20 protein-coding genes and 1 tRNA gene are annotated in these 20,538 nt (G+C 37.5%); 5 read left to right on the top strand and 16 right to left on the bottom strand.

What is annotated here, in order from left to right:
* The first annotated feature begins 279 nt into the window (after positions 1–279).
* Positions 280–870, top strand: coding sequence for a LuxR C-terminal-related transcriptional regulator (locus I6E70_RS06450; RefSeq protein ID WP_197188319.1), 591 nt, complete (start codon positions 280–282; stop codon positions 868–870).
* On the opposite strand, the gene I6E70_RS06455 is transcribed toward I6E70_RS06450, so the two are convergent.
* The 6 genes from I6E70_RS06455 to I6E70_RS06480 form a co-directional block, all read right to left on the bottom strand.
* Positions 860–1,711, bottom strand: coding sequence for a hypothetical protein (locus I6E70_RS06455; RefSeq protein ID WP_197188320.1), 852 nt, complete (start codon positions 1,709–1,711; stop codon positions 860–862). The two genes, I6E70_RS06450 and I6E70_RS06455, sit on opposite strands and share 11 nt — an antisense overlap.
* Complete coding sequence (locus tag I6E70_RS06460; protein WP_197188321.1) at positions 1,701–4,109, bottom strand: fimbria/pilus outer membrane usher protein; 2,409 nt, start codon at positions 4,107–4,109, stop codon at positions 1,701–1,703. Before I6E70_RS06460 ends, I6E70_RS06455 begins: the two co-directional genes overlap by 11 nt.
* 2 nt (positions 4,110–4,111) lie before the next feature.
* Complete coding sequence (locus I6E70_RS06465) at positions 4,112–4,753, bottom strand: hypothetical protein (protein ID WP_231620068.1); 642 nt, start codon at positions 4,751–4,753, stop codon at positions 4,112–4,114.
* Between the two features lie 74 nt (positions 4,754–4,827).
* Complete coding sequence (locus tag I6E70_RS06470; protein WP_197188323.1) at positions 4,828–5,526, bottom strand: fimbrial biogenesis chaperone; 699 nt, start codon at positions 5,524–5,526, stop codon at positions 4,828–4,830.
* 55 nt (positions 5,527–5,581) lie between these two features.
* Positions 5,582–6,058 carry a hypothetical protein gene (locus I6E70_RS06475; RefSeq protein ID WP_197188324.1) on the bottom strand — a complete coding sequence of 159 codons (477 nt, stop codon included), beginning with the start codon at positions 6,056–6,058 and terminating at the stop codon, positions 5,582–5,584.
* Positions 6,059–6,111: 53 nt separating this feature from the next.
* Entirely contained in the window at positions 6,112–6,582 is a 471-nt protein-coding gene (locus I6E70_RS06480) for a hypothetical protein (RefSeq protein ID WP_197188325.1), read from the bottom strand.
* A gap of 455 nt (positions 6,583–7,037) precedes the next feature.
* On the opposite strand from I6E70_RS06480, the gene I6E70_RS06485 reads away from it, so the two are divergent.
* Both I6E70_RS06485 and I6E70_RS06490 read left to right on the top strand, forming a co-directional pair.
* Entirely contained in the window at positions 7,038–8,168 is a 1,131-nt protein-coding gene (locus I6E70_RS06485; RefSeq protein ID WP_165725398.1) for a porin, read from the top strand.
* A 12-nt stretch (positions 8,169–8,180) separates the two neighbouring features.
* Entirely contained in the window at positions 8,181–8,588 is a 408-nt protein-coding gene (locus tag I6E70_RS06490) for a phosphate ABC transporter substrate-binding protein (protein ID WP_197188326.1), read from the top strand.
* A 429-nt stretch (positions 8,589–9,017) separates the two neighbouring features.
* Here I6E70_RS06490 and I6E70_RS06495 read toward each other — a convergent pair whose 3' ends face one another.
* The 8 genes from I6E70_RS06495 to rlmE form a co-directional block, all read right to left on the bottom strand.
* Positions 9,018–10,643, bottom strand: a complete 1,626-nt coding sequence (locus I6E70_RS06495) for a methyl-accepting chemotaxis protein (RefSeq protein WP_024590962.1) — start codon at positions 10,641–10,643, stop codon at positions 9,018–9,020.
* Positions 10,644–10,841: 198 nt separating this feature from the next.
* Positions 10,842–10,926, bottom strand: a tRNA-Leu gene (locus I6E70_RS06500).
* 82 nt (positions 10,927–11,008) lie between these two features.
* The gene (secG, locus tag I6E70_RS06505; protein ID WP_002962769.1) at positions 11,009–11,362 is read right to left on the bottom strand and encodes a preprotein translocase subunit SecG; all 354 of its coding nucleotides are present in this window, start codon (positions 11,360–11,362) and stop codon (positions 11,009–11,011) included.
* Between the two features lies 1 nt (position 11,363).
* Complete coding sequence (tpiA, locus tag I6E70_RS06510; RefSeq protein WP_007586641.1) at positions 11,364–12,113, bottom strand: triose-phosphate isomerase; 750 nt, start codon at positions 12,111–12,113, stop codon at positions 11,364–11,366.
* A gap of 71 nt (positions 12,114–12,184) precedes the next feature.
* Positions 12,185–13,534, bottom strand: coding sequence for a phosphoglucosamine mutase (gene glmM, locus I6E70_RS06515; RefSeq protein WP_007586638.1), 1,350 nt, complete (start codon positions 13,532–13,534; stop codon positions 12,185–12,187).
* Complete coding sequence (gene folP / locus I6E70_RS06520) at positions 13,531–14,379, bottom strand: dihydropteroate synthase (protein WP_197188327.1); 849 nt, start codon at positions 14,377–14,379, stop codon at positions 13,531–13,533. The genes glmM and folP overlap by 4 nt, the downstream gene beginning before the upstream one ends.
* 78 nt (positions 14,380–14,457) lie before the next feature.
* Entirely contained in the window at positions 14,458–16,401 is a 1,944-nt protein-coding gene (gene ftsH, locus I6E70_RS06525; protein ID WP_231620069.1) for an ATP-dependent zinc metalloprotease FtsH, read from the bottom strand.
* Positions 16,402–16,467: 66 nt separating this feature from the next.
* The gene (rlmE, locus tag I6E70_RS06530) at positions 16,468–17,097 is read right to left on the bottom strand and encodes a 23S rRNA (uridine(2552)-2'-O)-methyltransferase RlmE (RefSeq protein WP_007586629.1); all 630 of its coding nucleotides are present in this window, start codon (positions 17,095–17,097) and stop codon (positions 16,468–16,470) included.
* 88 nt (positions 17,098–17,185) lie between these two features.
* Here rlmE and yhbY point away from each other — a divergent pair, with 88 nt between their 5' ends.
* Positions 17,186–17,482 carry a ribosome assembly RNA-binding protein YhbY gene (gene yhbY, locus I6E70_RS06535; RefSeq protein WP_002963153.1) on the top strand — a complete coding sequence of 99 codons (297 nt, stop codon included), beginning with the start codon at positions 17,186–17,188 and terminating at the stop codon, positions 17,480–17,482.
* Between the two features lie 80 nt (positions 17,483–17,562).
* Here yhbY and I6E70_RS06540 read toward each other — a convergent pair whose 3' ends face one another.
* Together I6E70_RS06540 and I6E70_RS06545 are read right to left on the bottom strand one after the other, a co-directional pair.
* A complete protein-coding gene (locus I6E70_RS06540; RefSeq protein WP_197188329.1) occupies positions 17,563–18,066 on the bottom strand; it encodes a SixA phosphatase family protein in 504 nt (167 codons plus the stop codon).
* Positions 18,063–19,217: a serine hydrolase domain-containing protein gene (locus tag I6E70_RS06545; RefSeq protein ID WP_197188330.1), complete on the bottom strand. Its 1,155-nt coding sequence runs from the start codon at positions 19,215–19,217 to the stop codon at positions 18,063–18,065. The genes I6E70_RS06540 and I6E70_RS06545 overlap by 4 nt, the downstream gene beginning before the upstream one ends.
* Before the next feature lie 113 nt (positions 19,218–19,330).
* Here I6E70_RS06545 and I6E70_RS06550 point away from each other — a divergent pair, with 113 nt between their 5' ends.
* On the top strand, positions 19,331–20,134 hold the full coding sequence (locus I6E70_RS06550) for a hypothetical protein (RefSeq protein WP_197188331.1): 804 nt from the start codon (positions 19,331–19,333) through the stop codon (positions 20,132–20,134).
* Positions 20,135–20,538: the final 404 nt, after the last annotated feature.

Below are 20,538 nucleotides of genomic sequence, written 5' to 3' on the forward strand. Positions count from 1 at the left end.
ATGTATAAATTATTTGAATAAATGTATAAAGAATAAAAACAATTTAGGCATTGTTAGCTTTAGGTGGATTATCATAAATAAAGAACATTAATATTAATATCAACCTCACTAAAAAGCTGTTTTAAAAAAACGCATAAATGCAATATTAAAAAGCACATAAAATGTACTTTACACATGTACTTTAGTGTATAAAAAAAGAGCTAAAACACATTATCCTATCATTGAAATTAACTAAAAATAAGAATATAGTATTAAAACGTAATCTATGGATAGAATATTATGAATATTGAAAATACAGCTAATAGAAGCCTCAAATGCTTCACAAATCCAAATTACACTTCACTTTTTTTTGTTGCAGCTGACTTCAACGTTTTACTTGTTAATTATCAAGCTTTAAACATCATTACCAATTATGAACTTATTAATCAATTCATGTTAAAAAATGGCCACCAAGGACTGGTGATTTTTGATGTCCCAAAAGACTGCGATGTACTGGCATTAAAAGAGTGGCCAAATTTAAAAGGATTATTTTACGAAGGTACTGACGAAGTACTACTCCAACAAGGATTAGAAGCAATTGAACAAGGAAAGCTATGGTTCCCTCGTGCCGTAACCGATGATTGGATGAGGCAAATGCTAGCGAGTGAACAACAGACTACGCTGCAATCAAACAACTTAACCTGCAAAGAAATGAAAGTATTAAACTTATTATTTTCTGGCTTACATTCAAGTGCAATTGCCGACACTTTATTTATAAGTGAAGCTACTGTTCGCGTCCACTTACATAAGGTTTATCAAAAAATTGCTGTAAAAAATAAGCAACAAGCATTACTTTGGTGTCAAAAAAACTTAAATAAGATCAATAGTTAAGCGGGCTTATTTGAAACCTTATTGTGTCTGAATATTCACCGGAAGCTTGCCTTTCAAAATCATTTAGTTGAATTTTTAAAGGTAATAAATAAACAGTTTGTCCTGAATATGAGAATTTATGTTGTGATACGTTATTTAGTTCAAGCCAACTTCCTGCCAGCTCTAGACTATAATTAATTGCATATTTATCTCTATAAAGACAGTGTATCAATTTACCATTATTATCTGAACTTACAGATAATTGAATATCTGAATTAGTAACAACTTGTATACTTGGTAACATAGTGTATTCCTTACCCGGAATTAGCTCTCCCAAATTAATAGTATTTGAAAATGTATTATACCCAAGTACAGAAAGACTTGTTCTAGGCGCAATATTTTCTTCAATGCTGTATTCTCGTTCATCTAACAACTTGCTCCCCTGATCGTATAATTTCATTTGGAGTCTATCTGTATAGACACCAGCTTTAATCGGCGTTCCTGATGCTATTAGTAATGACAATATCGTCGAAGAATTAGTAAAGCTCAACTTTAAAGTTGATGTACTAACTAACTGACTCTGTATACTTTGCATTTGATACGGAACACTTTGAAATTGCCCTTTTAACTGAGCTTGGTTCTCACTTGTAATCACGAGCTGTAATTGACAACTCTCATCATTAATAACGCTTATACGTAACTCTTTCTTAGAGTCTACTTGCTGTAAGGCATGGTAGCTTTCAAAATCATCATAAATATGTTCAACCTTATCGAACCTAGCAGCACATTGCGCATGAATTAAAGGCGTAAAAATAAATAGTGCTAAACCACCCAATAATAAACTTACTTTTTTATTGTACATAAATAGCTCCTTTGCGCTGTAATTGTTCACCTTCAGATACTTCAATCGTAAAATGTGACTTTTCTGCATTCTTAAGTGTAATTTCATAATTGCAGGCGGTTAAACCTGTTAATGCAAATCGTCCTTTTTTATTCGTAAAAAATGTATGCTCTTTCTTACTACTATTATCTAAACAAATAGCCGTTCCAACCTGTAACGATAGTGGCTTTTTTTGTTGGTCGTACAGCGTTGCAATGACTGATATGTTAGCGGCAGTCCCTATTGTAATTGCATGACCAGTTCGATAAGGTGAATAAAGAGTAATAATACCAGAACCTATATCATACCCTGGCGCTAAGTTATCAATATCGACTGCAACGTTGGTTGAGGCGTATGAACTTATATCGTTCAATAAAATAGTCTCGAAGTCTTCATTATCTGCCCTATATTCATCTTCATATTGCCCCAATATAACTTTTTTTCCTTTAAGGCTAGAGTGAGGTTTTACTAAAGCGAAGCTATCGTATATGGGTTTCCCAACAGCCCAACTCTTATCTGCAAATGCTATACTTGACGCCAAGCTTAATCGGCTCTGATGGTAAGCTGAGTCCTCATTAAATTGCTCGTAAAAACTCCCATGATCAAAGTTCATAACAAAACGATTCGCGTTATATTGAGTATTTAAATCAAAAATAGCTTCATTTTGATCATTTTTTTCAAGCCCAGCTCTTATGTTCAAGGCTCCAACATAGCGCTGATTACTATCTTGAGAGAATTCTAAACGTGTTTTGTCACGCCTAGATTGATGAGATAATTTAGCCCGTCGAGTATTAGAAAATTTATAAGTGACAGACAACCTTACATCCCATTGACTTTCTTCAGCGAGACCCTCCCACTGCCCACCTAAACTATATCTCCATTGGCTATTATCGATCTCACCAGAAAGACTAACCCCAATTGATTTATCAAATTGAGCTTCATCATATGACCTTGATAAGCTTGTAAAAAAAGATGTTTGCGTATTATCGCCCCAAAAAAAACTATAATTAGCCTGAATATAATGCTCTCTTAAGCGAGAACTAGATTGAGAATCAGGCCGATAACCAAGGCCTGTAAAATATCTTGATGAGTATTCATAACCCACCGTAATGTCAGTGTTATTATCACTATGATTTCTATAGTTACTATAAACAATGCGATAAGCATGGCCTGTTTTTTCATTGAAACTTATCGCATTTTCAAACGCAATTTGTCCAATTTTAGCTGCATAAATATTTTTAAAACCAACCTGCTGAGAATACTCATCACCCTGTACTGCTGCACCCGCTGTCCAGCTAGGTGTAATGCCATAATCAAGATAAAAGCTGGCTAGTGGCTCGTCGTAATCATAATCTAGCTCACTACCTAAGCGTGAAGGAACGCCTAAATGAAACTCATATTCAAGTTGCCCTTGAGCAAAAAGATCTAAACCTGTCGTTACGTCAAAATCAACAAAACGCACAACTCCTGCTATATCTGTGATCCTCAAAGTAATATTATTGCTTCCTTCATTAAGGGGAATATCATCAAGAGAATATATACCTGCGGCTAAATTAAGTTTTTGTACTATTCGCTCGCCAACTAACACCTCTACAGAGGATGGACTCTCTAAGGTAAAGCTACGAGAAGCACTGGGTCTGATAGGTCTGTCAGAAACTAGCGAAAAATCGTGTGAAAGCGACAAACCTAGTATCCGTGCTGTTGATTGAAAATAACTACCTGAACTATAATTATCACCGACTGATATACGTAACCCACTAAGCGGTAGGTCATGTATTATACGAGTACCTAAGCGCCTAATATTTGATGAAGTAGAAGATACTTCAGATAAATACTCCACTTCGTTTTCTAAAACCCACCCTTCCCAGCTCACTACCATTTCAGAGCGAATAGCTAAGAGCTCATCTGTTATGTCCTCGCTTTTATCTTGCTGATAAAAATAACTTGAATAAGCATTAACAAACCCACTTAGTTTAGCGGGTTCCGATGCTGTTAAATTCCTTGAATCAGATTTTAAACTTAGCTGCTGAGGGCGAGTCAGTGTAAGAGGTACTGATATTACTAAGCTAAAATCACTCATATCGAATGAAATTTTATATCCAAATGACTCTAATGCTTTTATATCAATAATATTTTTATTAACTTTAGACTCTAAAGAATCAAAATCCTCTGAAAATAAAAGTCGCTCGAATGAAACTTTAATTTCACTCCATTTAAGTGATAAATTATCATTTGGATCAACTGCAAGAGTTAATTTACCAATAGCATTTTTATTCAGTTCTGCTTCAACGCTGAGTTCGATGGTTCTTTTAGACGGGTTAATTTTTGAATAACATAATTGAGTAAAGCTCAATAAAAATATCCATAATAAAACTCGCATAACTAGCGAGCCAGCACTAAACGTAGATGATTTAAACTTCCTCTCTGTAAAGATTGCGGAATAGGGACTTTTATGACACTGGTGCTATTAGGAGCAAAAAAAACATCGTATCCGTTTGCTTTTAATTGATCTTTTAAAATTCGATCGCTTAGGGTTTTATTTTTAGTGATTTTTATTTCATAATCACTTAATCGTCCAGCCCCTTTTCCTTCATTTAATACTTCAGTGACGATAAAGCCATCCTCAACATGAGGTTCTTTTATAGTCAGTTTGGGAACTAATCGAGGTTGATCCAGATGAACAATTAAATTTATATTTAACAGCATCGTAAGTTGTGACTGTTTATTTATAGACTGGTTTGCAATGGGCTGCTCAATCAAACTAACTTGATAGCTTTTATCTGTACTAGGAAGTTTTTTATCTAACCATCTAAATTGCAACTGTTGGCTTTGCCCTGGTTGCAAAAATAGCGATGGAGGAAAAACCCACAATGGAGAGTCATCTAAAGAAATTAATTTAGGCGTGCCTTGAGAAAAGTCAATTTCATAAATTTGGATATCAAAAGCAATGTCTCTTGGTAACTGATTGTGAACCAAGCTAGAAGCGTTACTTGAACGACTATCAGGAGAGAAAGTAACCACCATAGGCGTTACTTCTACAGCAAAGATCGGTGCAATTACAATTGCATATATAAGAAAGTAACTGCATATCCGCAGCATTAAAAATTGACCTCTAGATCACTGCTTGCTGCATTAAATCTTGTTGGAATTTTTATTGAGACCTCACGGCTAGATTTTGGTAATAAAATTTTTCCAGTCAATGCTTTACTCAATTCAGCCCCTTCTAATAATAGCTCTTGACCATCGCCTTTAATAACCCACTGTGCCTGCGATAAGCGAATATATTTATTGCCTGTATTTTCCAGAAGCACATTCCATGTTTCTGTATCTACTTGGCGTTTATTTTTAATTAATAATTTTGCCTCAGCACCTTTAGGCACCACATTAAACAAAGTTCTAAAGCTAACTGACATACCAACGCCTGATTGCCCCGCTTTCTCTAAATCAACAGATACCTGATCAATGGCTACACGGTACGCTTTTGAGTTTTCTAATATTGTTTCCCCAATATATCGAATAATTACCGATTGACTTTTTCCTGACGGAATAATTGTAGTCATAGGAATAATTAAAAAGTCATCTTCGTTCGCTTTTAATGTTTCATCACCGTTAGGTGCAATTAATAAATCAAAAGCAGATATTTCGATAGTTAAAGGGCTGTCCGAAGGGTTTGATATGCGAATGGTTTGTTGTGACTGGCTACCTGATGATTCAAGCTCTGCGACCATTGGTTTAACTTGAAAAGCTTCTGTAGAATGTGAAATTAATAACACTATAATTAGAAATATATAACGCATATAAAGTCCCTCTTAATAAATTAAAAGGCAGTAGCTACTGCCTTTTATATACTAATTAGTTAGCTGTAATTGCTAACATAAGCGTATCTGCGTAAGTACCTGCATAAACGGGTGCTTGTGTTACAGTTAGTAAAATATTTCCAGCTACGCCACCTGCTGCAAGCGTTGGAGAACCAGTACGGCTTTGCGACTCAGATTTATCATTTTGGCCATTCTCAGCTGAAAGCGTAAAATCAAATGTCCCTGCAGTTAACTTGGCAGTGTAGCCGACACCACGATCTTCATGGTCAGCATTTTGCAAGTGCCCTTCTGATGTCGTTAATGATATTGTTGCACCATCAACATCATTACACTGCAAATCAAAGCCTACATTTTTAGTTGCACCATTTGATAATGTTTGAAAGAATTGTGTAGTGTTAATGTTGCTCACCCCACAAACCGATGACACTGCACCACCTACATTTAGATTTTCAGCAAATGCTGCGCCAGATGTTAGAGCTACGATTGCTGATAACACGATTAACTTTTTCATTTTAATATTCCTTATCCATGTGACATATTTGTTTATATTTAATAGTTAGTGTTTTACCAAACTCCACCAGATACAACCGATGGTGTCATTTCTATGCGAAGCACATCCTGGTAACTTCCGGCATAAATTAAAGGCTCATCTAGTTTTAACTGTAATTTAGCTACGCTGTTAAATAAAATCTTATCAACATCAAAATTGTACATAGATTTGAGCTCAAGTGCTGTTGCAGAAACGTCGCTTGAAACCCCCTCTATTGACCAATTAAGGTTATAAGCATTTATTTGAGTACTTTGCTGATGGCGCAGGCCACCGTTTTCAGATTGCATTGATACTCGCATAGGTGAATTACAATTAATCACTAGCTTTGTACTCGCGAGGCCATCTGAAGAAAACTGAAGGTTGTTATTTTGAGTAGTAAAGCCGCACACTGGTGAAATATGACCTACCAGAGTTAAACTTACTTCATCGTTACTGTATGCATTCATTGCAAAGCAACATAATAAAAACCAAGTTAGCTTCTTCATCAGCGCCATTTCCTTTGAACAACCTCGCTAAGACAGGAGTAATCCTATAATAAAAACGCCGTTTAGAAAGTTTCTCTTTGCTTATACCTAGCTTTACTTATTAAAAATTTCGACTAAGCAGCAATATAGAATATAAACATTTAAACTAAATAACTTACGTAAAACACATAGAATTAAATGTTAACAAATCTATATGGCAGTAAATGCAATACTTACGGCTTGTAAGTTACATTAAGACGTTATAAACAAGAATCACCAATCGTATATTTTATATCTAACCCCTGTACTAAACATTTTTAAACACAAACATTCGCACCTGATTAATTTAAAAAACAAAATAATATTGACTAAAAATTAAATAAAAACCTTAAACCATTCTGTTTATTAGATAAATACTCGTTATGCACTTATACTAATAAAGAAATCAACATTTAAATAACAAATAGGAACAACATATGAAAAAGCTATCTGTAGCAGTGGCTGTATGTGCAGTTTTAGCATCTAGCTATGCTAGTGCTGAGGTAAGAATTAATGGTTTTGCATCAATTGTCGGTGGTAAAAGTCTGGATAGTGACAGTACTTTGTACGGCTATGATGACGATATCTCTTTTAAAAATGAGAGTAAATTCGCTTTACAATTATCTGCAGACCTACATGAAAAGCTAACAGCTACGGCTCAAATTATTGCGCGTGGAGAGGATGACTTTGACGCTACATTCGAATGGGCATACGTTACTTATGAATACAGCGATGAACTGCAATTTAGCGCTGGTAAAATGCGTGTTCCTTTTTACAAGTATTCTGATTTCTTGGATGTAGGTTATGCTTATCGCTGGGTACGTCCGCCAAAATCAGTATACGGTATCCCATTTTCAACTTATGAAGGAGTTAGTGTAGTTTACAGCTCTCAATTGGGTGATTGGGATTCTACGCTTCAAGGCTTTTATGGTGCATTCGATGGTGATATTGACGTATTTGGAACAGAATTACCTGCTGAATTAAATAATTTAGGCGGTATAAACTGGAGTCTATCATACGACTGGTTCAGTGCGCGAGCTGCATACATTGTGGCCGACACTAGCATTTCATCAGAGGATAGCGGCCTAATTGGTCTCGTAAGTGTATTGTCTGATAGTGGCTTAACTAATACTGCGAATGACCTAATCACTGAAGAAGATAAAACGAGCTTCGTTGGCGTTGGTTTTTCTATTGATTATGAAAACTTTTTGTTTGATGCCGAATATACACAATTTGAGGTTGAAGACAGTATACTACCAAAACAGTCACAGTATTACGCATCAGTTGGTTACCGTATTGACAGTGTAATTGTTCATTTTACTTATGAAGACAATGATGACAAACATGACTCATCACGTTTTAATACCATTGAGTCAATACCAACCTTAAATTCAGCTGTAAATGGTGCTCTTGAAGGTCTTCGTGCACAAAGTAACGTATACACAATTGGTGCGCGTTATGATTTTCATCCTTCCGCTGCTTTCAAGATCGACTTTAGTCGTTTTGAAGATGACATAACTGATACAGAGACGGATGTTGTAGCTGTCGGTGTAGATCTTGTCTTTTAATTGGAGCTTATGATGAAAAAATTAATTTTAGTAAGTGCACTTTCATTGTGCTCAATTAATGTATTTGCAGAAGTTGCTGTGATTATTAATCCAAGCAATGCTAGCTCTATAGATGCTGACACAATAAAAAAGATTTATCTGGGAAAAAGTAAGTCATTTAGTAATGGCGATAAAGTTAATCCAGTAAATCAAGACGGTACATCTGTAGCTGATGAATTTAACGACAAAGTAGTGGGTAAGTCTAGCAGTCAGTTAAATGCATATTGGTCAAAGCTTGTATTTACAGGTAAAGGTACCCCGCCTGAAAAACTAACAACTGACCAAGCTGTTATTGATTTTGTTGCAGCTAATGGAAATGCAATTGGCTATGTTGATAGTGCTAAAGTGACCGATACAGTAAAAGTAATTGCGACCTTTTAGCAGTGAAATTGATATAAAAACCACCCAGAGGTTAGTACAGATAGGTTGAGAAATATTTAACCAATCGATAAACCGGCCTTCTGGTTCGTTTATGAAGGCTTCTGAATTTATTCAGAGGCCTTTTTTTTGCAACCCACTACAACACTTTCTCTAGCCAATAGCTACGCACCCAATTCAGAAGACTTCTGTCAACTGAGTGTTACGACGTGTGCAATTAATATTATTAACTCAATTCAGACTATGTTTATTGAGATCTCAGGGAGTATCCCTAAATGAATAGAGCAATAGTAAGCTAAAGTAGAGCATCACATATTACTAATAAAGCGAGAGTGGACATATACTAGGTATATCAAACAAAAAAGCCAGTCAGCGGTTAACTAACTGGCATCAACCCTAGGGTAGATTTTTATACTGGCTCAGTACTAAGCTCTACTCGATTCTAAACTTAGCGGTTGCATCTAATAGGTTATCAGATAGGTAATGTAGGTTTTTGGCTACGTCGCGTACAGCAAGTAGTGAGTCCATAGTATCTTCGAACGATACATGCATATTTGACACATTATCTACTACCATAGCTGCAACGGATGTTTGTTCCTCAGTCGCTGCTGCTATTTGCGAATTCATACCATTAATTTCTAACATTTGCTCTGCGATTTTCTCTATTGAAATACCTGTTTTTTCTGCGGCTGTAGCATTATCTGTTGCCATATCACGTGCTGAAGTCATAGCAGCTACAGATTCATTTGCGGCAGTCGTTAATGATCCCAATAGTTCACGTATTTCATTAGTAGAATGTGCAGTACGAGAAGCCAGTTCACGAACCTCATCTGCCACTACAGCAAAGCCTCTTCCATGTTCACCTGCTCGTGCAGCTTCAATAGCAGCATTAAGAGCAAGTAAGTTTGTCTGATCTGCAATAGACGTAATTACATTCAAAATCTGCGATACATTTTTTGTATCGTCCGCAAGCTTATTAATAGTCCCTGCAGCTCGATTAATTTCATCACTGAGCGTACGAGAAGCGGTAACTGACATCTGTACTTGTGTACGACTTTGTTCAACTTCTTTCTCGGCCGTTTCAGCAGCGTGAGAAGCGTTAGCTGCAGATTCTGATATATCACCAACACTCTGCTTCATTTCTTCCATAGATTGCTTAACAATTTCAGCATCAGTGGTTTGCTTTGTTGTAGCACGCTCAGCTTGTTCCATACCTTGAACTAGTCGTGTTGAGTTTTCCATTAAAGGCTCACATACAGCAATAACTTCAAGAACTGTTTCTCTTAGTAAGGAAATAAATGCGTTAAAATTAATAGAGACTTGGCCAATTTCGTCTTCTGAGTTAACAGATAGCTGTGTGCTTAAAGAACCATTGCCGCTTGCTAATAAACTAAGGTTGTTAGCTGCATCACTCGCAGATGAACCTATATTCTTAGCAATCCAAATAGCCATAAACAATAATAAAATTAATGAAATAATGGATACAGCTAACATTAGAGTTAATGCTTCATCAGAGCGCGCTTTAGTATTGGCAACCAGTTCAAAAAAACGATTATCCGCTTTTTGTTGAGCGCCTTTAAAACTTTCTAAAACAGATCCATATAAACTTGTTTTAAGCTGCGCTTGTTGCTGAATCTTACTAAAATCAGCAGTACCGTTAACCATACCTGTAGCAATACTTGAGGATATTTTTTCATAATCTGACAACTCATTAATAATATCGTTATTAATGTAGGAGTTATTAAGTTGCGTTATTAAGGTAATATTAGACTCTAAAGTTTGATATACCTCGTCTGCTTTAACTATAAGATCTTGCTCACCAAACGTAACCGCTTGGGTATAAAGTTCATCAAGTTTTTCTAAAAGCCCTACGTTTTGCGACGTTATTTTTACAACTTTATACGATGAGTTACTCATTTCATCGAGAGAAACCTTATTATCATTCATAGCTAAATAGTTTATCAATACGATCACTATGAAAGCCACTACGGCAATGCATGTTATTGCATGTATTTTTTTTGTTATGCTTAGGTTTTGAAAAGAGAAGCCTGAAGCCATACTGTGCTACCTTATTTTATTGTCTATATCTATTATCGGCTTGATATCTATAAGTGTGAGCTAAATTTGTAATATTTCTAGTTTTTTCTAACAAATAGAAGAATTATTTAACAATAAACACACATCGCTCATAAAACAATCACAATAAATTACAGATACAAAAAAACCAGTAACATCACTGCTACTGGTTTCTAAATTTGGTGCGGATGGGGGGACTTGAACCCCCATGCCCTAAAGCACCACCCCCTCAAGGTGGCGTGTCTACCAATTCCACCACATCCGCATTTTTTTAAGCTTTCGCTTAATTGTTAAACATGTGATTTATTTGAGGACTATAAATCGTTTAACGATAGCTTTACGCTAAATTAGTTTGGTACGTCAGAACTTTGCTCTTTAGTAGATGTTACTGGAACATCTTCTTCAACAGGAACTACTGTTTCTACTGCTGGAGCTGCTTCTAGGTTTTCCCATTCGTCAGTCTTTTTAATTTGACCAGCAGTTAGGTTTCCTAACACAATGCTTAATACAAAAAATACCGTTGCTAAGCTTGTGGTTGTTTTTGTCATAAAGTTACCTGCACCTGACGAACCAAAAACTGTGCCTGATGCACCAGCGCCAAATGAAGAACCCATATCTGCGCCTTTACCTTGTTGAATTAAAACCATTCCAACTAGAGCCAAAGCCACAACTAAATAAACTACTAATAAAATTTCGTACATCTTATACAGTCCCTTTTGCACTGTTACAGATTGCAGTAAAAGACTCTGCTTTTAGACTTGCGCCGCCAATTAAGCCGCCATCTATATCTGTTTGTGCAAATAATAATTCGCTATTTTTTTCATTAACGCTACCACCATATAAGATGGTAAGCCCTTGTGCTAAATTGCTATCAAGTGATGCAATTTTGTCACGGATAAATTTATGAACAGTTTGTGCCTGCTCTGGCGATGCAGTCTTACCTGTGCCTATGGCCCAAACGGGCTCGTATGCTATCACAGAATCTTTCAGTGCTGCTACACCTAATTTCTCTATTACTGCATCAATTTGTGCAGCAACTACTTGTTCGGTTTGGCCGTTTTCTTGCTCACTTTCGCTCTCGCCTACACATAATATTGGTGTTAACCCAACTTGCTGTGCTCTAGCAAACTTTTCAGCGACTGTTGCATTACTTTCGTTATAAATACTGCGGCGTTCAGAATGACCAACGAGTACGTAAGTTGCACCTAAATCTTTTATAAGCTGCGCATCAACTTCACCAGTAAATGCGCCAGGTGTATTTTCAGAAACAGTTTGAGCTCCTGTAGAAACACCGCTAGCTACCATTGCTGGTACAAGTGGGAATGGAGGAAATAAAACAATGTCCATCTCTTGTGATTTTACATCGTTAATAGCGTCAGACATTTGTTTAACTAACTCTAAAGAGCCATTCATTTTCCAGTTGCCTGCGACCATCGCCTTGCGTATTGCCATTATCCACTCCACATTAGAAAGCGGGCGAGATATTAACTTTTCTCGCCCAAAGTTACAAGAGATTATTGTTATTAATCAGTTTGTTTGCTCATAGATTCTACAACAGCTGCAATTTTTTGAGCGCTGTCTATTACAATCTTTTCTTGCTCGGCTTCAACCATAACACGAACCACAGGTTCAGTGCCTGACTTACGCAGTAAAACACGGCCTTTATCGCCTAAAGCAAGCTCTACTTCTGCTACAGCTGAAAGCACTTCTGGTGCTTTTGTCGGGTCAGTTCCAGCTGTATAACGCACGTTAATCATCTTCATTGGATACTTGGTAAAACCAGCGCCTAAGTCTTGCAATGTACGATTTTGTGCAACCATAGCAGCAAGTACTTGTAAGCTTGAAATAATACCATCACCCGTGCTAATTAAGTCTAGATTCAGTACATGGCCTGAGCTTTCACCGCCAATTTTCCAGCCTTTTTGCTGTAGTAATTCCATAACATAGCGATCACCCACTTTACTGCGAGCAAACTCGATACCTTTTGCTTTTAAAGCGTTTTCAAGGCCCATGTTAGACATAACAGTACCAACTACACCACCACCCAAATTATCATCTTGGGCTGCTTGGCAAGCAATAATATAAACCAGATCATCACCATCAAAAACACGGCCATTATGATCAACCATCATCACGCGGTCACCATCTCCATCGTATGCAATACCTACGTCGGCTTTAAGTTCAAGCACTTTACGTTTAAGGGTATCTACGTGAGTAGCGCCACATTCATGGTTGATATTAACGCCGTTAGGCTCACACGCATGTGTTATTACTTCTGCGCCAAGTTCACGCATAACAGAAGGTGCAATATGATAAGTTGCGCCATTAGCGCAATCGACAACAATTTTAAGACCTTCTAAAGACAGGCCTTGCGGGAACTGGCTCTTACAAAACTCTATATAGCGGCCATCCGCACTGACTAAACGCGATGCTTTGCCTAATTTATCTGAAGCAACACATGTCATTTGCTCATCAAGCATCGCTTCAATTTCAAGCTCTACTGCATCATCAAGCTTTAAGCCTTGACCATTGAAAAACTTAATACCGTTATCGTAATACGGATTATGTGAAGCACTAATTACAATACCTGCCTCAGCACGAAATGTTTGCGCTAAATAAGCAACGGCCGGTGTAGGCATAGGACCCAATAATACAACATCAATACCAGCAGCAATTAAACCAGCCTCAAGTGCGGTTTCAAGCATATAGCCCGAAATACGCGTATCTTTACCAATAATTACTTTTTTAGTACCACTTTGCGATAATACACGCCCAGCAGCCCAGCCTAGCTTCATTGCAAATTCAGGGTTTATTGGAGCAGCGCCTACAAGTCCACGCACGCCATCGGTGCCAAAATATTTTCTTTCTTTCATTGTGAAATTCCTTGTTCGCAGGCTTGATATACACCAAGTACATCTGCGGTTTCTTTTACGTCATGTACACGAATAATTTTTGCGCCATTTTGCGCTGCGATTAACGCACCCGCTAAGCTGCCCGCTAACCGTTCATTTGTATTTCTGTCTAATAAATTACCTATCATCGATTTACGAGATAATCCGGCCAATAATGGCAAACCTAATTTATTAAAATCGTCAAACTTAGCCAATATTTGATAGTTATGACTAAGCGTTTTTCCAAATCCAAAACCTGGGTCTAGAATAAGTCGTTCAAACTTAATCCCAGCTGTTTCACATGCTTTAATACGTTCACTAAAAAACATACTTATATCTGCAAACAAATTATCGTAATGAGGTGACGATTGCATGCTCCGGGGCTGCCCTTGCATATGCATTAAACAAATTGCTACATCTTCATACTGCGCAACCGTTTCTAAGGCGTCTATTTCTTGTAAAGCTCTAACATCATTGACTATATCTGCCCCTGCAAGTATTGCTTGTTCCATTACCTGTGCTTTACTGGTATCAATTGAAATAATGCAATCGCTGTGCTGACGTATCGCTTTAATAGCGGGGATTACTCGAGCAAGTTCATCTTCCAAGCTAACATCTGGCGCGCCTGGGCGAGTAGATTCTCCCCCTATATCTAAAATTGTCGCACCGTCATCTAATAATTGCATTGCGCGTTTTAGCGCTATTTTGGGATCTAAAAACTGCCCACCATCAGAAAATGAATCCGGCGTTACATTTAGTATTCCCATAATAACGGGCTTTTCAAGATTAAGCGTACGCCCTCTCGGAAGCTTTAATATGTTAGTCATTGCCAACCTTTATTCTTTTTCTAAATAGCTGATACAAAAAAGCCCCGAAGTTCGGGGCTTTCATTACTATTTTAACGATTATTCAGCTTTGTCATCAAGGTTTGTTTCATCTTTTTTTGATGAATCATCAGTCTTTTGACTTTCATCAGCAACTGGTTCTTGAACTTCTTCCGCTTTTACCGGTTTAGCTTCATGACGGTCATGTGCATCACGCGGTTCACGTACTGGTTGGCGTGCCATTAAATCATCAATTTGCTTAGCATCAATAGTTTCGTATTTCATTAACGCATCTTTCATTGAGTGAAGAATATCAATATTTTCTTTTAATATTTCTTCTGCTCTTTGATAGTTACGATCTGAAAGTAATCGAACCTCTGCATCAATTACTTTTGCCGTGTCGTCCGACATGCTAGATGAACGACTACCGCCACCACCCATATACATTTCGTTCTGATCTTCAGCGTATAGTAACGGACCTAGTTTTTCACTTAAACCCCAATGTGTAACCATTTTACGCGCTATATCTGTAGCTCGTTCAATGTCATTACTTGCACCCGTTGTTACTTTATCTGCGCCGTAAATAAGCGCTTCAGCAATACGGCCACCATAAAGGCTAGAAATCATTGATTCTAAAAGCTCTTTTGAATGGCTAACACGATCTTGTTCAGGCAAGTACATTGTTACACCCAGCGCACGGCCACGTGGAATAATAGATACTTTATAAACTGGATCATGTTCTGGCACCATACGACCAACAATTGCATGGCCAGCTTCATGGTACGCTGTCATTGCTTTTTCTTGCTCGCTCATCACCATGGTCTTGCGCTCTGCGCCCATCATGATTTTATCTTTAGCAGCGTCAAATTCAGCCATACTTACAACACGTTTATTACCACGCGCTGCATAAAGTGCAGCTTCGTTTACTAAGTTTGCTAAATCCGCGCCAGAGAAACCTGGAGTACCACGTGCTATAAGAGCAGCTTCTACGTTATCGCCTAATGGCACTTTACGCATGTGTACTTTAAGTATTTGCTCACGACCACGAATATCAGGTAAACCTACTTCAACTTGACGGTCAAAACGACCTGGACGAAGTAATGCAGGGTCTAATACATCTGGTCGGTTAGTTGCTGCGATAACGATAATACCTTCGTTACCACCAAAACCATCCATTTCTACTAGCATTTGGTTAAGTGTTTGCTCACGTTCATCGTTACCGCCGCCCATACCAGCACCACGTTTACGACCAACAGCGTCAATCTCATCTATAAAGATAATACAAGGCGCCGCTTTTTTAGCTTGCTCAAACATGTCACGTACACGTGACGCACCAACACCCACAAACATTTCAACAAAATCTGAACCAGAAATTGTAAAAAATGGCACTTTAGCTTCACCAGCAACAGCCTTCGCAAGTAACGTTTTACCGGTACCTGGAGGACCAACCATTAGTACACCTTTAGGAATACTACCGCCAAGTTTTTGAAACTTAGAAGGATCTCGTAAAAAGTCTACCAGCTCAGTAACATCTTCTTTCGCTTCATCACAACCTGCAACATCAGCAAACGTTGTTTTAATTTGATCTTCACTCATTAGGCGAGCTTTACTCTTACCAAATGACATAGCGCCTTTACCGCCGCCGCCTTGCATTTGACGCATGAAGAATATCCATACACCTATAAGCAGTATCATCGGGAACCAAGAAATAAATATACTTGCTAAGAATGATTGTTCTTCAGGTTGTACACCCTTCACATTTACATCATTTTTAAGTAAATCATTTATTAAGTCTTCATCGTACATTGGCATCGTTGTTTGAAAACGCTCACCACTGCTCTTAGTACCAGTAATATTTCCTGTACCGCGGTCGATAATAACTTCTTGTAAAGAGCCACTGCGGACATCTTTTACAAATTGAGTGTAACTTGTTTGACGATCAACTTGCTCGCCGCCATTAAAGCTCTGAAAGACTGACATCAGCACAACTGCAATCACCAGCCATAGTATTAAATTTTTCGCCATATCGCTCAAGGGGTTAACCTCTTGTATCCAATTAATTTAAATTCAACTAAACGCCAAGCAACTGTACTACAGTTTGTATCCAGTCGCTACTATATATACTTCCCGAGAACGGGCACGTGAGGCATCAGGTTTGCGTATTTTCACTGCTTTAAAACTATTACGTACATCTTGCAAGTATTGATCAAAGCCTTCTCCTTGGAAAACTTTAACAATAAATGCGCCATTTTTCTTTAGTACTTGACTACACATATCCAGCGCAAGTTCTACCAAATACATACTACCCGCTTGATCTACTGAGTTATTGCCACTCATATTTGGTGCCATGTCAGAGAGTACCACATCAACATTTTTACCATCAATACGTTTTAACAACGCATTTAATACAGCCTCCTCACGAAAGTCACCTTGTAAGAAGTCAACACCCGCAAGTGAATCCATCGGTAATATATCACACGCGATCACTTGGCCTTTGTCACCTACTTTTTCAGCCAAATATTGAGACCAACTTCCTGGAGCCGCCCCTAAATCAACAACTGTCATACCTGGACGAAGTATTTTGTCTCTATTTTGTACTTCATCTAATTTAAAAACCGCTCGGGAACGCCAGCCTTTTTTTTGCGCTTCTTGAACATATTTATCATCAAAATGTTCTTTCAGCCATCGCTGTGAACTGGCTGACTGTTTTTTATTTGTCATAAATTAACACGCAACTAATTAGTAATATTCTCTAGATGGCGTTAGAATACCCTTAATTCAAGCCATATTCAGCAAAATTTGTATAAACATGACATTATCAAACAAACAAAAGCAGTTTTTAAAAGGTCAGGCACATAGCCTTAAGCCTGTAGTTTTACTAGGTTCTAACGGTTTAACCGAAGGCGTAGTAGTAGAAATTCAAAGTGCATTAGAAATTCACGAATTAATCAAAGTTAAAGTTCCAACTGACGATCGTGAAACAAAAGCACTAATTTTTGAAGCAATCGTACGTGAAACTGGTGCGACTAAGCTACAAACGATAGGTCACACTATTGTGCTTTATCGTCAAAGCGTTGAGAAAAAAATACATTTACCGCGTAACTAATTATTCCTGTTAAAGGATTTAGTGCGTTTAAATTAAAAAAACCAGCTTAATGCTGGTTTTTTATTATTTAACGTTTTAAATCAAAAACTCATTTTATGATGGGTTACATCATATTCGCTACCATTACTACTGCGCTTCTTATTCAATATAAAGTACTGAGTAAATTGTGTTTCACTCATTGCTGGCACTTTTTCATTCGAAAGTAGCTCGGCTAGTTGCGGTGTTGTATTACTGTGTCCAATAACAACAACTACACCTTTTAGTTTAAGTAACTCATTTTTTAGATCACTTAGCTCACCTGCGTTATACACATTTACGTTGGTATTAAAATATGCCTGCAAAGGGGCCGCTGTTTGTAACGTGCGTTTATAGTTGCTGCTGAAAATATGTATATTTTGATACTCTTTGAAAAAAGTAACTAAATTATTTGCACGTGCCTTTCCCACCTCTGAGAGCGCTGGGTTTTTACCCGTTAACTTTTCACTATGACGAAACAAATATATCTCATCAGGTGCTGCAAACACTAAACTACAATTGAATGACATGACTAAAAAAGTGATTGCTAATATTATTTTATTATTCATATTTTTTTACCTCGTTTGTATTCTAATAGCCTGTCGATAAATTCAGTCGTTAGCTCATTGATTACGCCGGTTTCAGCATTAACTATTAAGCTAAAACCAATATTTAAGTGAGGAAATACAACCACATCACTTCTATAACCTTGCACCCAGCCACTATGATAGTAAAGTGTTTCATCAGCATAGTTATAAACGCGCCAACCTAACCCATAATAAGCTTCATTAAGGTGTTTTTTCCACACCCTCCGATGCATTTCTTTTTTTGTATGTGTATAAGGGCGTGTTTGTTTTGCTAGAGTATCCAATGACAAAACATCAGGATATTGGCCCAGCTGCGCTCTTAACCAAATAGCCATATCACTTGCGCTAGCGTTCACACCAGCTGCAGGTCCCACTTTATAATAATTTTTTTTAAGCTTAGCGCTATACCAGCGCTTTTTACCCCGCACATGAGGTAGAGCATAATTATTGTCATGCACCATTTGTTCAAAACCTAAGCTCGCATCACCCATTTTTAATGGCTCAAAAATAGCTTCTCGTAACCACTGTCCGTAACTTTTATCGGTGCTTTGTAATATCACATCGCCTATAAGACTAAACATAACGTTTTGATAGCCATAACATTCGCCGGGTTTGCAAATTGGTTTGACGCTAAGCAGCTTTTCAACAATACCTGGGTAATCCATACGAGATTCAATTAAATTGTCGTATGCATTAGGAACTAATCCACTTGAATGGCTTAAAAGATGAAACACCTTTAAATCATCTTGATAAACAGTCCCTTTAAAATCAGTTATGTATTCGCTAACAGGCTTATCTAATTCCAGTAGGCCGTTAGCAGCCAATTTAGCTGATAACGAGCCTGCAAATGTCTTCGAAACAGACGCGAGTCTAAACCGAGTATGCTTATTAACTTTTTGTCCACTTCGTGATTTAGTTACGCCCATGGTGTGGATGTAGTCTGAATTGTTTATATTTACAATCGAAAGCGCTGCACCGGGTATACCTTTACTTTTTAATTTTTTTTGCGCGTAACGGCCGTACTTTTTTACAAATGCATCCCAATCAGGATCCGCTTTTGCTGCAAAACCCACAGAACTAAACAGCAAACACAAAGCAGATAGGCAATACGATAAAGAGTTGAGATACTTCATTTTTTATAAAATTTATCTTTTTAACTACATCTGCGCAGATAATATCATGAAGTTTTGTTTGTACTAACGTACAATACGACGATTATTTGGTTTTAAGCGAGTGTTTAGTACTTATGCGTTTTTTAGTTGTGTCACTTTTTATTTTATTATCAACTGGTTGTGCTATTACAAAGCAACCGGCCGAACCACTGGCTATGCCATTAAAGCCAACATTAAAAAGTCAGACCTATCAACTTGAGTACACTACAGAGCACTCATCTCCAAAAGTTAAATCGGTTCAACTTCCTGCACATAAAGTAGTTAGAAACCAAACAGTAAAAATCATTACCGATAAGGCAAGCGTAACCGATAAACTTCTATCGCAAATTAGCCAAGCACTGAACGATAAACAACTAAAAGTAACAACTAAAAATAACAGTGACTACACACTGACTATTCAGCAACTCGATTTAACTTTCACAGACGATACTAAGTACGCAATAAAGCAACCAGAGAAGCCATTTACTTTATATTCAAATGTTGCCCAGCAATACCCAACACAACAGTGCGCTGCAATATTTGCACAAGTTAGTATGCGTCTCACGCACAAGTCATCGGGTGATGTTGTTTGGTTTGCTAAATCTTCAATCGACAGTGCAAGTTTTCATCGTGAACCACTAATTTACAATTTCACCGAAGAGCAAAAAATAACAAATGAGCTTGAGGTTGTCGCTTTTATTCATCAGCAAAACACTGACGAGGCCCGTATTGAAAGACTTGGCAAAGATATTCAAATCCCTCAGTACAAAACGTTGTCAAAACTATCTAGCCTTACTAAACTTAGAGGTCCATGTAATAGAACAGAAGTAAGTGCATTAACACCTATGATGCAGTTTTACTTGAGTAGTATATTAATCGATAAAATTAAAGTTCAGTAAATTAGGGTCTGTTGATCTTTACGGATTAAAATTTGTTCAAACTAGGGGCTATTTAATCGCGGCGCGAGATTTGTAACCTAGTGGGCTAAGTCAAAACCGAGCAACAAAGAGTAAATAGCCCCTAGGAAGAACCCTTTGGGCAGCGCCTGTTTGGCATTAATGCTACGTTATCGCCCATTTATGGGGAATAGCCACACTGCATAGGCTCTGCCTTACCTAAATACCAAACAGACTGCTGCAAATTTAACCTTAAAAGTTCAACAGACCTAACACTTACTACATTTTTTTACAGATTAAAGGAACGAATTAACAATATACTACGCTTAATAACAAATAATAATTAGGCCCTAAGGGATGAGAAACGCTTTGCTTAACCATACTTTACTGAGCATAACACTGCTTTT

It is taken from the genome of Pseudoalteromonas sp. NGC95 (assembly GCF_015864705.1).
Classification (GTDB): domain Bacteria; phylum Pseudomonadota; class Gammaproteobacteria; order Enterobacterales; family Alteromonadaceae; genus Pseudoalteromonas; species Pseudoalteromonas arctica.

Coding starts and splice junctions, on each gene's coding strand:
- I6E70_RS06450 (WP_197188319.1), top strand. CDS start 280: ATGAATATTGAAAATACAGCTAATAGAAGCCTCAAATGCTTCACAAAT.
- I6E70_RS06455 (WP_197188320.1), bottom strand. CDS start 1,711: ATGTACAATAAAAAAGTAAGTTTATTATTGGGTGGTTTAGCACTATTT.
- I6E70_RS06460 (WP_197188321.1), bottom strand. CDS start 4,109: ATGCGAGTTTTATTATGGATATTTTTATTGAGCTTTACTCAATTATGT.
- I6E70_RS06465 (WP_231620068.1), bottom strand. CDS start 4,753: ATGGTGGTTACTTTCTCTCCTGATAGTCGTTCAAGTAACGCTTCTAGC.
- I6E70_RS06470 (WP_197188323.1), bottom strand. CDS start 5,526: ATGCGTTATATATTTCTAATTATAGTGTTATTAATTTCACATTCTACA.
- I6E70_RS06475 (WP_197188324.1), bottom strand. CDS start 6,058: ATGAAAAAGTTAATCGTGTTATCAGCAATCGTAGCTCTAACATCTGGC.
- I6E70_RS06480 (WP_197188325.1), bottom strand. CDS start 6,582: ATGAAGAAGCTAACTTGGTTTTTATTATGTTGCTTTGCAATGAATGCA.
- I6E70_RS06485 (WP_165725398.1), top strand. CDS start 7,038: ATGAAAAAGCTATCTGTAGCAGTGGCTGTATGTGCAGTTTTAGCATCT.
- I6E70_RS06490 (WP_197188326.1), top strand. CDS start 8,181: ATGAAAAAATTAATTTTAGTAAGTGCACTTTCATTGTGCTCAATTAAT.
- I6E70_RS06495 (WP_024590962.1), bottom strand. CDS start 10,643: ATGGCTTCAGGCTTCTCTTTTCAAAACCTAAGCATAACAAAAAAAATA.
- secG (WP_002962769.1), bottom strand. CDS start 11,362: ATGTACGAAATTTTATTAGTAGTTTATTTAGTTGTGGCTTTGGCTCTA.
- tpiA (WP_007586641.1), bottom strand. CDS start 12,113: ATGGCAATACGCAAGGCGATGGTCGCAGGCAACTGGAAAATGAATGGC.
- glmM (WP_007586638.1), bottom strand. CDS start 13,534: ATGAAAGAAAGAAAATATTTTGGCACCGATGGCGTGCGTGGACTTGTA.
- folP (WP_197188327.1), bottom strand. CDS start 14,379: ATGACTAACATATTAAAGCTTCCGAGAGGGCGTACGCTTAATCTTGAA.
- ftsH (WP_231620069.1), bottom strand. CDS start 16,401: ATGGCGAAAAATTTAATACTATGGCTGGTGATTGCAGTTGTGCTGATG.
- rlmE (WP_007586629.1), bottom strand. CDS start 17,097: ATGACAAATAAAAAACAGTCAGCCAGTTCACAGCGATGGCTGAAAGAA.
- yhbY (WP_002963153.1), top strand. CDS start 17,186: ATGACATTATCAAACAAACAAAAGCAGTTTTTAAAAGGTCAGGCACAT.
- I6E70_RS06540 (WP_197188329.1), bottom strand. CDS start 18,066: ATGAATAATAAAATAATATTAGCAATCACTTTTTTAGTCATGTCATTC.
- I6E70_RS06545 (WP_197188330.1), bottom strand. CDS start 19,217: ATGAAGTATCTCAACTCTTTATCGTATTGCCTATCTGCTTTGTGTTTG.
- I6E70_RS06550 (WP_197188331.1), top strand. CDS start 19,331: ATGCGTTTTTTAGTTGTGTCACTTTTTATTTTATTATCAACTGGTTGT.